Origin of the sequence: Massilia luteola (genome assembly GCF_034420155.1) — a bacterium.
Lineage (GTDB): Bacteria > Pseudomonadota > Gammaproteobacteria > Burkholderiales > Burkholderiaceae_D > Telluria > Telluria luteola.
Window position 1 is genome coordinate 162,956 of the sequence record NZ_JAXOFN010000005.1, and the last position, 12,482, is coordinate 175,437.

Annotated in this window: 13 protein-coding genes and 1 riboswitch; of the genes, 10 read left to right on the forward strand and 3 right to left on the reverse strand. The window is 68.7% G+C overall.

The window, feature by feature from the left end; translation table 11 throughout:
• Nucleotides 1-75: 75 nt before the first annotated feature.
• From U9J41_RS08590 to U9J41_RS08605, 4 genes are read left to right on the forward strand one after another with little or no spacing between them, the layout of a single operon-like run.
• A complete protein-coding gene (locus tag U9J41_RS08590) occupies nucleotides 76-897 on the forward strand; it encodes an ABC transporter permease (protein WP_322401796.1) in 822 nt (273 codons plus the stop codon).
• Nucleotides 894-1,736 (forward strand): ABC transporter ATP-binding protein, encoded by an 843-nt coding sequence (locus U9J41_RS08595; protein WP_322401797.1) that lies wholly within the window; start codon nucleotides 894-896, stop codon nucleotides 1,734-1,736. Before U9J41_RS08590 ends, U9J41_RS08595 begins: the two co-directional genes overlap by 4 nt.
• A gap of 8 nt (nucleotides 1,737-1,744) precedes the next feature.
• A complete protein-coding gene (locus U9J41_RS08600) occupies nucleotides 1,745-2,725 on the forward strand; it encodes a HEAT repeat domain-containing protein (protein WP_322401798.1) in 981 nt (326 codons plus the stop codon).
• The gene (locus U9J41_RS08605; protein WP_322401799.1) at nucleotides 2,722-3,006 is read left to right on the forward strand and encodes a DUF971 domain-containing protein; all 285 of its coding nucleotides are present in this window, start codon (nucleotides 2,722-2,724) and stop codon (nucleotides 3,004-3,006) included. Before U9J41_RS08600 ends, U9J41_RS08605 begins: the two co-directional genes overlap by 4 nt.
• Here the strand turns inward: U9J41_RS08605 and U9J41_RS08610 are convergent.
• Nucleotides 3,003-3,848 carry an MOSC domain-containing protein gene (locus tag U9J41_RS08610; protein ID WP_322401800.1) on the reverse strand — a complete coding sequence of 282 codons (846 nt, stop codon included), beginning with the start codon at nucleotides 3,846-3,848 and terminating at the stop codon, nucleotides 3,003-3,005. The genes U9J41_RS08605 and U9J41_RS08610 overlap by 4 nt on opposite strands.
• Nucleotides 3,849-3,892: 44 nt before the next feature.
• Nucleotides 3,893-4,798, reverse strand: a complete 906-nt coding sequence (locus U9J41_RS08615; protein WP_322401801.1) for a LysR family transcriptional regulator — start codon at nucleotides 4,796-4,798, stop codon at nucleotides 3,893-3,895.
• A 105-nt stretch (nucleotides 4,799-4,903) separates the two neighbouring features.
• Here U9J41_RS08615 and U9J41_RS08620 point away from each other — a divergent pair, with 105 nt between their 5' ends.
• From U9J41_RS08620 to thiE, 6 genes are all read left to right on the forward strand, one after another.
• Nucleotides 4,904-5,674, forward strand: a complete 771-nt coding sequence (locus U9J41_RS08620; RefSeq protein ID WP_322401802.1) for an alpha/beta fold hydrolase — start codon at nucleotides 4,904-4,906, stop codon at nucleotides 5,672-5,674.
• A gap of 47 nt (nucleotides 5,675-5,721) precedes the next feature.
• Nucleotides 5,722-5,823: riboswitch (TPP riboswitch) on the forward strand.
• Nucleotides 5,824-6,021: 198 nt separating this feature from the next.
• Nucleotides 6,022-7,935 carry a phosphomethylpyrimidine synthase ThiC gene (gene thiC / locus U9J41_RS08625; RefSeq protein ID WP_322401803.1) on the forward strand — a complete coding sequence of 638 codons (1,914 nt, stop codon included), beginning with the start codon at nucleotides 6,022-6,024 and terminating at the stop codon, nucleotides 7,933-7,935.
• 4 nt (nucleotides 7,936-7,939) lie between these two features.
• On the forward strand, nucleotides 7,940-8,143 hold the full coding sequence (gene thiS / locus U9J41_RS08630) for a sulfur carrier protein ThiS (RefSeq protein ID WP_322401804.1): 204 nt from the start codon (nucleotides 7,940-7,942) through the stop codon (nucleotides 8,141-8,143).
• 24 nt (nucleotides 8,144-8,167) lie between these two features.
• Nucleotides 8,168-8,962 (forward strand): thiazole synthase, encoded by a 795-nt coding sequence (locus U9J41_RS08635; protein WP_322401805.1) that lies wholly within the window; start codon nucleotides 8,168-8,170, stop codon nucleotides 8,960-8,962.
• Nucleotides 8,962-9,729: a bifunctional hydroxymethylpyrimidine kinase/phosphomethylpyrimidine kinase gene (gene thiD / locus U9J41_RS08640; RefSeq protein ID WP_322401806.1), complete on the forward strand. Its 768-nt coding sequence runs from the start codon at nucleotides 8,962-8,964 to the stop codon at nucleotides 9,727-9,729. The genes U9J41_RS08635 and thiD overlap by 1 nt, the downstream gene beginning before the upstream one ends.
• A 14-nt stretch (nucleotides 9,730-9,743) precedes the next feature.
• A complete protein-coding gene (gene thiE, locus U9J41_RS08645; protein ID WP_322401807.1) occupies nucleotides 9,744-10,349 on the forward strand; it encodes a thiamine phosphate synthase in 606 nt (201 codons plus the stop codon).
• 41 nt (nucleotides 10,350-10,390) lie between these two features.
• Here thiE and U9J41_RS08650 read toward each other — a convergent pair whose 3' ends face one another.
• Nucleotides 10,391-12,367: a PhoX family protein gene (locus tag U9J41_RS08650; RefSeq protein ID WP_322401808.1), complete on the reverse strand. Its 1,977-nt coding sequence runs from the start codon at nucleotides 12,365-12,367 to the stop codon at nucleotides 10,391-10,393.
• Nucleotides 12,368-12,482: the final 115 nt, after the last annotated feature.

Consider the following 12,482-nt stretch of genomic DNA (forward strand, 5'->3'; position numbering starts at 1 on the left):
CTGCGCCGGAACGACGTGCAAATGCAGCGTTCCCTAAAAAATGCATCGATCCTCATCCAGTCACCCAGGAGCTTCATGGACACCACCGCCCCTCGCACACTCGACCCCGCCCTGCTGCGCCACGCGCGCCGCCTGGCCCTGCGCGTGCTCTCGCTCGTCGCCTGCGTGGCCGCCTGGCAGTGGGCCGCCACGCACCGCCTCGACCTCGGCCTCGTCACGTTCCGGAATGTGCCGTCGCCCAAGGACGTGTTCGATGCGGCCGCCGCGCTGCTGGAATCGCCCAGGCTGGTCCTGCATTTGAAGGCCAGCGTGGGGCGCGTGTTCGCCGGCTTTGCGGCGGCGGGCGTGGCCGGCCTCGTGCTGGGCCTCGTCATCGGCCGTTCGCGGCTGCTGGAAGACGTGCTGCTGCCGCCGCTCGAAATGCTGCGCCCGATCCCGGCCGTCGCCTGGATCCCGCTGGCGATCCTGATGTTCCCGTCATCCGAGTTGTCGATGGTGTTCATCACGTTCATCGGCGCGCTGTTTCCCATCTTGCTGGGCACGATCCACGGCGCGGAGGGCGTCGATCCGCGCCTCGTCGCATCGTCGCGCAGCCTCGGCGCCGGCCGCTGGACCATCTTCACGGAAGTCATCCTTCCGGCGGCCGCACCCAACATCGTCACGGGCCTGTCGATCGGCATGGGCACGGCGTGGTTCTGCCTCGTGACGGCGGAGATGATCGCCGGCCAGTTCGGCATCGGCTATTACACGTGGGCCGCGTACACGATCCAAAACTATCCGGACATCGTCGTCGGCATGCTGTTCATCGGCGTCATCGGCATGGGCAGCAGCGCGCTCGTGAAAAAGCTGGGCGATCTCGCCATGCCCTGGTACCACATGCAAAGGACGAAGCCATGAACCAGACGACCAGCATCGAACGCGCACGGCTGACGCAGGGCGGCGCCATCGAGATCGACCAGCTCGGCATCCGCCTCGGCGCCGGAACGCAGGCGTTCGACGCGGTGCACGACGTGTCGCTGTCCATCGCGCCGGGCGAATTCGTCTGCGTGCTCGGGCCGTCCGGCTGCGGCAAGTCGACGCTGCTCGGCGCCCTGGCCGGCCATTGGACACCCAGCCGCGGCAGCATCCACGTCGATGGCGCGCCCGTCGCGGGACCGCATCCGGACCGCGGCCTCGTGTTCCAGCAGCACACGCTGTTCCCGTGGCGGAAGGTGCTCGACAACGTCGCCTTCGGCCTCAAGATGAAGGGTATCGGACGGGACGAGCGGCGCGAGCGGGCGCGCGAGCTGCTGGGCCTCGTGGGCCTGGCTGCCTTCGAGGACCGCTATCCGGTCCAGCTGTCGGGCGGCATGCAGCAGCGCGTGGAAATCGCGCGCGTCCTCATCAACCATCCGCGCGTGATGCTGATGGACGAACCGTTCGGCGCACTGGACGCGCAGACGCGCCTGAAAATGCAGGAGCTGCTGCTGGAGGTGTGGGCACGCGTGAACACGACGATCGTCTTCATCACGCACGACATCGACGAGGCGTTGTTCCTCGCCGACCGCATCCTCGTGATGAGCCCCCGCCCGGGCCGCATCATCGACGAGATCCGCCTCGACTTCGAACGCCCGCGCCATCCGGACCTCATGACCTCGAGCCACTTCACGCGCCTGAAACGCCACTGCCTGGACCTGCTTCACCCGCAAGCCAGCATCACGCCGCTGGCGCGCCTGAGCCCACTGGGCCCTCTCTGAACCCTGCCATGCAAGGACACACCGTGACAACCGATTACCACGACGCCCCCGAACTCGCAGCCCTCGCGCTGCGCCTGCAGGACGACGACCACACGGTCCGCCGCATCGCGCTGCTCGGCCTGGCCGACCTGGACGGCGACGCCCACGTGCCGCTGCTGCTGGCCGCGCTCGACGACGACGCCGCGGCCGTGCGCACGGCCGCGGCCCGCGCGCTGGAAGCCTTCGAATCGCCGGCCACCGTGCGCGGCCTCGCGCGCCTGCTGTCCGACGGCGATGCCGGCGTGCGCGCGGCCGCCGCAGAAAGCCTCGCGGAGCTGAAACTGCCCGATTCGGCGCGGGAACTGTTGCCGTTCATCGGCGTCGATGACGCCTTCGTGCGCGCGGCCGTACTGCGCGGCGTGCGCGAACTGCGTGTGCCGGACAGTTTTACGCCCGCGCTGGCGGCGCTCGGCGATGCCGATCCGCTCGTGCGGCGCGAGGCGGTGACCGTGCTGGGTTTCCTGCAACATCCCGATGCGGTCGACGCGCTGGCGCGGCTGGCGATCCAGGATCCGGAGCCGGAAGTACGCCGCGCCGCCGCGGGTGCACTGGGCTTTGCCGCCGCGCCGCAGGCCATATTGCCCGCCCTGCTGGCGGCCCTGTCCGACCAGGCATGGCAAGTGCGCGAGGAAGCCGCGACGACGCTCGGCAAGCTGCGCCTGCGCGACGCGGCGCCGGCATTGATCGCCGCGCTGGGCGACGACTGGTGGCAGGTGCGCCTGCGCGCCGCCCGCAGCCTGGGACGCCTGCGCAACCCGGACGCGCTGCCGGCCCTGATCGCTGCGCTCGATCACAGGATCGGCAACCTGAGAAAAGAAGCGGCGCTGGCGCTGGGCGAGATCGGTTCGCCCGCCGCACTGCCCGCGCTGTGCGAGGCGGAAAGCGATTCCGACCCGGAAGTGCGCAAGTCCGTGCGCCTCGCGCTCCAGCAAATCGCGGCGCAAGCATGACGGTGCTGCCGGAAGCGGTCGAGAACCACGCCGCGCAAGGCGTGCTGGCGCTGCGCTGGCCGGACGGGCGCACGGTGCGCATCACGCATGCGCGCCTGCGCGCGGCCTGCCCGTGCTCGGCATGCCGCGCGCAGCGCCGGGCCGGCGCCGGCGTCGAAGCCGGCGATGCCGTACGGCTGACCGCGATCGAACTGGTGGGTACATATGCACTGAACCTGGCGTTCAGCGACGGCCACCGGCGCGGCATCTATCCGTACGAGATGCTGGCGACGCTGGCCTAGAACGCGATTTCCGTTTCCATCTCCTGGCCGAGATGCAGTTCGCTGCCGGCACCCGCCGTCACGATGCAATTCATGCCCAGGCAGATGGCGCCTTCCATGCGCGGATTGGCGCGGTAGGTCTGCAGGATGTCGAGCGGGTCCGGGCCCGGGATGCCCGTCGCCTGGTCGATGGACGGGATCGGGCAGCGCGCGCACGGCTTCACGGGACGGATCTGGACGCCGCCCACCGTCAGCGTCGCCAGGAAATCTTCTTCGCACGCGTCGAGACCGTCGACGACGAGGTTCGGGCGGAAGCGGTCCATCGGCAGCGCATGGCGGCCGGCCGCGACGAGGCGCGCGTTGAGGTCGTCGAGCGACGCCTGGCCGATCAGCAGCAGCGGATAGCCGTCCGCAAAGCGCGTCCGCGCTTCCACGCCATCCGTCCACCTGGTGCTCGTCGGCCGCACGACGTCGCGGTGGAAGCGCACGAGGCGGCACGGCGTGGCCAGCGCGGCCGAAAACCAGGCGGCCGCCGCGTCGCCGCAATCGGCGGCGTCGACCTTGTCGTCCCAGATCCGCACGGTGCGCGTGGCGGCCGCCTCGTCCCACGCGAGCGGCAGCGCCAGTTCATCCATGCCGGGCGCATGGACGCGCAGCCTGCCGCCGTCGGGCAGCGGCCGGATCAGCGCCATGCGCGGATGCTCGCGCTGCGTGAGGAACTGGCCGTCGTCCGTCACCAGCATCCATTCGCGGTCGTGCACGCCCAGCGCGGACAGGCCGGATTCGTTCACGACGGCCGACCGGACGGCGATGCCGGCGCAGGATTTGATCGGGTACAGCAGCAGGTGGGTCAGGATGGCCATGGATCGCGTGGGCGGAACGGTGGATTGACGCCGACAGTATCGCATCAAACGCCGTCCATGCCCACCGGCGGGGCAAAGCGGCCGGCCAGGAAATCGATCAGCAGGCGCAGCTTCTTCGACATGTGGCGCTTGCTGAGGTAGAGGGCGTGGATGTCCAGCGCGGCGCCGGCGAAGTCCTCCAGCACGGGCACGAGGGCGCCGGCCGCGATCGACGGTGCGAGCGCGAACGCCGGACCGAACACGATGCCCGCGCCCGCGCGCGCCGCCTGGCATGCCAGCGCGATCGAATTCGTCCGCAGCGGGCCGTCGACCCGGACCGTCATCCGGCCGCCGCCGGCCTCGTACCACCACTCGCCCGGCGTCGTCACGCCGCTCAGGTACAGGCAGCGGTGGGCCGCCAGTTCGGACGGATGCGCGGGCGTGCCGTGGCGCGCGAGGTAGGCCGGCGCCGCGCACGTGATCATGCGGCTGGCGCCGAGGCGGCGCGCGACGAGCGCCGAATCGGGCAGGCGGCCGATGCGCAGCGCCAGGTCGAAGCCTTCGTCGATGAGGTCCGAAAAGCGGTCCGTCAGCTCGACGTCCAGCACGATGTCGGGATAGCGCGCGAGGAATGCCGCGAGCGCGGGCGCCAGGTGCTGCTCGCCGAACGTCACGGGTGCCGTCAGGCGCAGCAGGCCGCGCGGCACGGCCTGCAACTGCATCGCCTCGCGGTTGGCCTCCTCGATGTCGGCGAGGATCTGCACGCAGCGCCGGAAGTAATTGTCGCCGGCCTCCGTCAGCGTCAGGCGGCGCGTGGTGAGGGTCAGCAGGCGCACGCCCAGGCTCTGCTCCAGGCCGCGCAGATGCTTGCTCACCATCGCGTGCGACAGCCCGAAGTGGCGCGCCGCGGCCGCCAGGCTGCCGCCCTCGACGCTCTTCACGAACACCGCCATGCTCGTCACCCGGTCCATGCGATCTCCCACCCAAAGTGGTAAATGATGCCACGAAATCCGGGATTATCGAACGAACCGATGGAAGTTACAGTCTTCGTCTTACCCCATCACCCAGGAACGGCAATGAAGATCAAGACCAACGGCATCGAACTCGATGTCCACCTCACCGGCAGCGGCGCGACCACCCTGCTCTATCTGCACTACTGGGGCGGTTCGGCGCGCACGTGGCAACCCGTGATCGGCGCCCTGCCCGACGGTTACCGGCATGTGGCCGTCGACCTGCGCGGCTGGGGCGATTCCAGCCAGCCCGACGCGGGCTACGCGCTGGCCGACATGGCGGCCGACGTGCGCGGCGTGGTCGAGGCGCTGGCGCTCGACCGCTATCTCCTCGTCGGCCACTCGATGGGCGGCAAGCTCGCGCAATATCTCGCGGCGGACCGCCCGGCCGGGTTGCGCGGCCTCGTCCTCGTGGCGCCGTCGCCACCCCTGCCGCTGCCGCTCGACGCGCAGCAGCGCGACGCCATCGCCCACGCCTACGACGACGCGGCCGCCGTCGGCGCCACGCTCGACCACGTGCTGAGCGCGGGCCCGCTGCCGCCCGCGCTGCGCAGCCAGGTCGTCGAGGACAGCCTGCGCGGCGCGCACGCCGCGAAACGGGCCTGGCCGCATGGCGCGATGGCGCACGACATCACGGAACGGGCGCGCAGGATCGCCGTGCCGGTGACGGTCGTCTCCGGCGAACTGGATCGCGTCGACCCGCCGGCGGCGCTGCTCACGCACCTGCTCCCGTTCATCCCGCACGCGGTGCTGGAGACGGTGCCGGGACGCGGCCACCTGCTGCCGCTGGAGGCGCCGGACGCGGTCGCGCAGGCGATCCGGCGTTTGCCATTCTGAAAAAACACGCGTACACTCCGTCCCGTCGCTCCGGCCATCCGGGGCGACATCAATGCTAGGGGTCCTGCGCCGTCACGCGGCGTGGGTGAGAAATACCCTCTGAACCTGATCTGGATAATGCCAGCGAAGGGAAGCTACAGAGTTCCGCGTGCACGTTCGTCTGCCCGCATCTTTGCACCTCCTCCAGCTGGATCGCCGATCTCCCGGGGCACTTCTAAACCTGCTGCGCGTTGCATTTTTTGCCCTGCGATGCTCGCTGTATTCGCGTACAGCTGCGCGTCCCGGCCAAAACTGCTGCCGCTCGCGACGGTTTCGAAATGCCCCTTAGTGACCAACAAGGAGTGCACTTGAACGCCGATCCGAAATTCCTCTCCGCCAGCGCCACCGTCGATGCCGCCGCCGTCGCGCCGCTGCCCAATTCCCGCAAGGTCTACGTGACGGGCAGCCGCCCGGACATCCGCGTGCCGATGCGCGAGATCCGCCAGTCCGACACCCCGGCGTCGTTCGGCCATGAGCCGAATCCGCCCGTGTGGGTCTACGACACGTCGGGTCCGTACACCGATCCCGACGCCGTCATCGACATCCGCTCCGGCCTGGCGCCGCTGCGTGCGGACTGGATCCGCGAGCGCGGCGACACCGAGGAACTGGCGGGTCCGACGTCCCACTACGGCGTCGAACGCCTGAACGATCCGAAACTGGCCGAGCTGCGCTTCCACCTGCAGCGCAAGCCGCGCCGCGCGGTCGCCGGGCGCAACGTCACGCAGATGCATTACGCGCGCCAGGGCATCATCACGCCCGAGATGGAATATGTCGCCATCCGCGAAAACCTGCGCCGCCAGGAATACCTCGCCGCGATGGAGGCCGCCGGTCCCACGGGCAAGCGCATGGCGCAGGTGCTGGGCCGCCAGCATCCGGGCCAGTCGTTCGGCGCATCGGTCCCGCGCGAGATCACGCCCGAATTCGTGCGCGACGAGATCGCGCGCGGCCGCGCCATCCTGCCGAACAACATCAACCACCCGGAATCGGAACCGATGATCATCGGCCGCAACTTCCTCGTGAAGATCAATGCGAACATCGGCAACTCGGCCGTGACGTCGTCGATCGGCGAGGAAGTCGAGAAGATGACCTGGGCCACGCGCTGGGGCGGCGACACCGTGATGGATCTCTCCACCGGCAAGCATATCCACGAGACCCGCGAATGGATCATCCGGAACAGCCCCGTCCCCATCGGCACGGTGCCGCTGTACCAGGCGCTGGAAAAGGTGCACGGCAAGGCCGAGGACCTGACCTGGGAGATCTACCGCGACACGCTGATCGAGCAGGCGGAGCAAGGCGTCGACTACTTCACCATCCACGCCGGCGTGCGTCTCGCCTACGTGCCGATGACCGCGAGCAGGCTCACCGGCATCGTCTCGCGCGGCGGCTCGATCATGGCCAAGTGGTGCCTCGCCCACCACAAGGAATCGTTCCTGTACACGCATTTCGAAGAGATCTGCGCGATCATGAAGGCCTACGACGTCGCGTTCAGCCTGGGCGACGGCCTGCGTCCCGGCTCGATCTACGACGCCAACGACGAAGCCCAGCTGTCCGAACTGAAGACCCTCGGCGAACTGACGCAGGTCGCGTGGAAGCACGACGTGCAGGTGATGATCGAAGGCCCGGGCCACGTGCCGCTGCAGCTGATCAAGGAAAACATGGACCTGCAGCTGGAGCAGTGCCACGAGGCGCCGTTCTACACGCTTGGGCCGCTGACGACCGACATCGCGCCGGGCTACGACCACATCACGTCCGGCATCGGCGCCGCCAACATCGGCTGGTACGGCACGGCGATGCTGTGCTACGTGACGCCGAAGGAGCACCTGGGCCTGCCCGACAAGGACGACGTCAAGGACGGCATCATCACGTACAAGATCGCGGCGCACGCGGCCGACCTGGCCAAGGGTCATCCGGGCGCGCAGATCCGCGACAACGCGCTGTCGAAGGCGCGCTTCGAATTCCGCTGGGACGACCAGTTCAATCTCGGCCTCGATCCGGACAAGGCGCGTTCCTTCCACGACGAGACATTGCCCAAGGATTCCGCCAAGGTGGCGCACTTCTGCTCCATGTGCGGTCCGCATTTCTGCTCGATGAAGATCACGCAGGAAGTGCGCGACTACGCGGCCGGCCAGGGCATCGCCGCCAACGCCGCGCTGGAACAGGGCATGCAGGTGAAGGCCGTCGAGTTCATGAAGCGCGGCGCCGAGCTGTATCACAAGGAGTGACGCCGTGCTGGAAATCGAATTGAACGGCGCCGCGCACGCGCTGCCCGGAGACTCCAGCCTGCACGACCTCGTCGAGTCGCTGGGCCTCGCGGGCCAGAAGCTCGCGCTGGCCGTGAACCGGCAAGTCGTGCCGCGCGAGCGCTGGCGCGACACGCCCCTGCACGCGCGCGACCGCGTGGACGTGGTGCGCGCCATCGGCGGCGGCTGATCCTCGACATTGAAGGAACATGACATGACGAATACGACTCAAACGGACCGGCCGTTGACCATCGCCGGCAAGGCATACGACTCGCGCCTGCTGGTGGGCAGCGGCAAATACCGCGACCTGGAACAGACCCGCGCGGCGACGGAAGCGTCGGGTGCCGCAATCATCACGGTGGCGATCCGGCGCGTGAACATCGGCCAGCACGCGAACGAACCGAACCTGCTCGACGCGGTACCGCCGTCGCGCTGGACGATCCTGCCCAACACGGCCGGCTGCTACAACGCCAAGGACGCCGTGTACACGCTGCAGCTGGCGCGCGAGCTGCTGAACGGCCACAAGCTCGTCAAGCTCGAAGTGCTGGGCGACGAGAAGACGCTGTTCCCGAACATGCCGGAGACGCTCGTCGCCGCGCGCGAACTGGTACGCGACGGCTTCGACGTGATGGTCTATTGCAGCGACGATCCGATCCAGGCGCGCATGCTGGAAGACATCGGCTGCGCGGCGATCATGCCGCTCGCGTCGCTGATCGGTTCCGGCATGGGCATCCTGAATCCGTGGAACCTGTCGCTGATCATCGAGCAGGCCAAGGTGCCGGTGATCGTGGATGCGGGCGTCGGCACGGCGTCCGATGCGGCCATCGCGATGGAGCTGGGCTGCGACGGCGTGCTGATGAACAGCGCCATCGCCGGTGCGCAAGACCCGGTGCGGATGGCCGGCGCGATGCGCCTCGCGGTGGAAGCGGGCCGCGAAGCCTACCTCGCGGGCCGCATGCCGCGCCGGTTCGCGGCCTCGCCGTCGTCGCCGATGGCGGGCCGGATCTGATGGACACGCTGCTGCGGCCCTGCGTGCTCGTGTGCGCCGGACTCGATCCGTCGGGCGGCGCCGGCATCCAGGCCGACATCGAAGCCGTCTCCGCCCAGGGCGCGCATGCGCTGCCGCTGGTGACGGCGCTGACGGTCCAGGACAACAACGCCGTGCGCGAAGTGGTGCCGGTCGACGCCGGCCTGCTGCTGCGCCAGGCCGTGCTGCTGGCCGAGACGATGCCGATCCGCGCGGTGAAAATCGGCATCCCCGGCAACCGGGAGAACGCGGAAGCCATCGCCGGCATCGTGCGGATGCTGCGTGTGCGGCGGCCGGACCTGCCCGTGGTGCTCGACCCGATACTGGCCAGCGGCCGCGGCGACACCCTGTCGCGCGGCGACGCGCTGGCCGCGCTGGCGCCGCTGCTGGCCGTGGCCACGCTGGTCGTGCCGAACCTGCCGGAAGCGGCGGCGCTGGGCATCGCGCCCAACGGCAGCACGCCCCTGCCCTGCGCCCACGTGCTGGTGACGGGCGGCCATGGCGACGGCGCCGACATCGTCAACCGCTGGCTGAGCGCTGGCGGATCGCGGGAGTGGCGCTGGCCGCGCCTGCGCGGCGAATTCCACGGCAGCGGCTGCACGCTGGCGTCCGGCATCGCGGCCCGGCTGGCGCTGGGCGACACGATGGCGCAGGCGCTGGAACTCGGCCAGCGCTGGTGCGACCGCACGCTCGCGCATGCGTACGCGATCGCGCCGGGCCAGCGCATTCCGCGCCGCATCCATCCATGAGGAGAGATAACGACATGCGAGGCTTATACCTGGTGACCCCGAACTGGGACGACACCGACCGGCTGCTGGACGTGACGGACCAGGCGCTGCGCGCCGGCGCCGCGCTGATCCAGTACCGCCACAAGGACGCGGGCCCCGACCTGCGCCGCGAACAGGCCGCCGCCCTGCTGGCCCTGTGCCGGCGCCACGGCCGGCCGCTGATCATCAACGACCATGTGCTGCTGTGCACCGAGCTCGATGCGGACGGCGTCCACGTGGGCGGTCTCGATGCGCCGGTGGCCGCCGTGCGCGGCGCCGTCGGCCCGGACAAGATCGTCGGCGCGTCGTGCTACGGCGACCTCGAACTGGCGCAGAAGGCGCAGGGCGCGGGCGCGAGCTATGTCGCGTTCGGCGGCTTCTATCCCTCGCTGGTCAAGAAGTATGCCGTGACGACATCGCCGGACATCGTCCTGCAGGCCAAGGCGAGCCTGTGCGTGCCGGTGGTGGTGATCGGCGGGATGACGGCGGCGAACGCGCGCCCGCTCGTGTCGCGCGGGGCGGACATGGTGGCCGCCATCAGCAGCGTGGTGCAGGTGCCGGATCCGTTTTCGGCGGCGCGGGAGTTCGTCGGATTGTTTTGATGGTGGTTTGGCGGGCACCCCGTGCCCGCCATGCGTTCGCGTTACGCTTTCGCCAATTTGAACTGCGCCAGCTCGCCGGTGAGATACCCCACCGCCGCCCCGAACTTGTCCTTGTAATTGGCCTTGATGAGCGGATCCAGCGTGCCCTTGACGTTGGCGTGGATGCCGATCCAGTCGCCCGGATGCTGGAAGTTGCTCATGACGTAGGTCCAGCCGTTGACGTCGTCCACCGCGTGCAGGCCGGTCGACTCGGCGCCGGACGGTACCGACAGCACGCGCGACAACTGTTTGGTGTCGACGTTGTACGCCCACAGGAAGTTATTGACGTGCAGGTTGCTGTCCTCGCCGATGAACAGGGTGCGCATCTTTTCCGAGAACTTGAGGTTGTCCGGGTTGGCGATCTTGTCCGGATTCGCCGCGTTGCCGAGGGCATCCGCGGCGATGTCCTCGCCAGTCAGCAGGGCCTTGACGTCGGCGGGCATCCACTCGCTGTTGATGGCATTGCCGGCCGTGTCCTTCTGGCCGCCCTTCAAGCTCAGCGCCATCACGGCGCCCGCGTTCAACGCTTTCGGGATCGAGATGCCGTTCCCCGCCACATTGGCCGCATTGCCGGCCACCATCGAGCCCTGGCAGTAGGACAGCGCCGAATACGCGACCTTGTCCTTGAGGTTGACGGTCGTGCCTTCCATCTTGGTAAAGCCCAGCGAGGCGCCCAGCAGCGCGGCATAGCGGTGGGTTTCGAGGAAGGCCGCGGCCTTTTCCATGCCCGGTTTCAGCTTGATCCACTCGGCCTTGCCGCCGACCATGACCTTGGTGTAGGTCGCGTCCTGCGGGTCGGCGCTGGTGCGGTCCATGATGTCGGTCGCCTTGAGCGAGGCGGCCAGCGCGCGGATCTCGTCGCTGGTGGCCGCGCCGAGCCTGAGCCAGGTGAGCGGCGCCGGGCTGCCCGCCGGGTCGAGTGAGAAGCCCGCGCCGACCTTGGCCACGTACAGCGTGCCCGCCGACAGGTCCTTTTCCTTGTCGGCCACGAACACGAAATAGCCGCTGTTGGTGGCGTCGTCGCCCATGATCACGGTGCGGTTGTCGCCCAGCACCTGCACCAGTTCGTGCGAGATGCGTCCCATGCAGTAGTGCTTCTTGATGGATGCCGTGCCGTCCGCGTTCACGGTCACTTCCGGCAGGTGGCCGTAGTTGTAGGGGTTCGCCTTCGCCTCGTCGCCGTACAGGTTCTTGCTGAAGGACTTGAACTGGTCCTCGCCGGCGGCGGTGAAGGCGTTCGGCTCGTACTCCTCGCTCGACAGGTGCGTGCCCCACGGCGACAGGCTGGCGCCGCACGTGATCCACAGGCCGTTCACGCCGGACGTGTCGACGTTGTGGTACTTCACCAGCGTCAGCTTGCCGGTGGTCTTGTCCTGGTCGAGGGTCAGCACGGCGATCGGCGACGGCAGCTTGCCGTACATGTCGGTCTTGCCGTCCTGGGCCCAGCTCGTGTATTCGAACTGCACGACGGCGAACACCGCGTTGCCCTTCACGCCCGTCACGTTCGCATTCGGCACGGTCAACAGCGACGTGCCGTCCGGCGAATCCGAGAAGAACTGGCGCTCTTTGCCCGCGACCGTCGTGTCGACGATCGCCTTGTTGTCGATGTCATAGTAGCCGCCGGCCAGGATGGTGCCGCCGCTGCCGTTCGGGACCATGTCGCCGGTGATGAAGAACGGCTGATACGACAGCTTGAAATCGAGCTTGCTGCTGTCGCTGAAGTTGACCGTCATCGTCGATGCGACCGACGTCTTCGCCATGGCGGCGGCATCGGCCAGCGCGGGCGCCGCCATTGACCCGAACGACACGCTCGCGAGGGTCACGGCCGGCGTCGGCGCGGTGGTCGTCGGGGTGTCGTTGTCACCACCGCCGCAGCCGGCCATCAAGGCGGCCACGCCGCCGGCGCCCAGCGGCAGCATCGGGGTGGCGCCCATCAGGCGAAGCAGGCGGCGGCGGGACAGGTCGGGATTCGGATTCATGCGTCAACTCTCCAGGGTCTGAGGGTGGAACCGCGCTCTGTGCGGCGCGGCATGCCCGGAGGTTAGTTGACGAGTATGTCACCTTCATTACAAAACTTTAACGTTTCAAGCCTTG

Excerpts from the sequence above, each read along its gene's own strand:
- U9J41_RS08620 (WP_322401802.1), top strand. The coding sequence starts at position 4,904 with ATGAAGATCAAGACCAACGGCATCGAACTCGATGTCCACCTCACCGGC.
- U9J41_RS08635 (WP_322401805.1), top strand. The coding sequence starts at position 8,168 with ATGACGAATACGACTCAAACGGACCGGCCGTTGACCATCGCCGGCAAG.
- U9J41_RS08600 (WP_322401798.1), top strand. The coding sequence starts at position 1,745 with ATGCAAGGACACACCGTGACAACCGATTACCACGACGCCCCCGAACTC.
- thiE (WP_322401807.1), top strand. The coding sequence starts at position 9,744 with ATGCGAGGCTTATACCTGGTGACCCCGAACTGGGACGACACCGACCGG.
- U9J41_RS08590 (WP_322401796.1), top strand. The coding sequence starts at position 76 with ATGGACACCACCGCCCCTCGCACACTCGACCCCGCCCTGCTGCGCCAC.
- thiD (WP_322401806.1), top strand. The coding sequence starts at position 8,962 with ATGGACACGCTGCTGCGGCCCTGCGTGCTCGTGTGCGCCGGACTCGAT.
- U9J41_RS08650 (WP_322401808.1), bottom strand. The coding sequence starts at position 12,367 with ATGAATCCGAATCCCGACCTGTCCCGCCGCCGCCTGCTTCGCCTGATG.
- U9J41_RS08610 (WP_322401800.1), bottom strand. The coding sequence starts at position 3,848 with ATGGCCATCCTGACCCACCTGCTGCTGTACCCGATCAAATCCTGCGCC.
- U9J41_RS08605 (WP_322401799.1), top strand. The coding sequence starts at position 2,722 with ATGACGGTGCTGCCGGAAGCGGTCGAGAACCACGCCGCGCAAGGCGTG.
- U9J41_RS08595 (WP_322401797.1), top strand. The coding sequence starts at position 894 with ATGAACCAGACGACCAGCATCGAACGCGCACGGCTGACGCAGGGCGGC.
- U9J41_RS08615 (WP_322401801.1), bottom strand. The coding sequence starts at position 4,798 with ATGGACCGGGTGACGAGCATGGCGGTGTTCGTGAAGAGCGTCGAGGGC.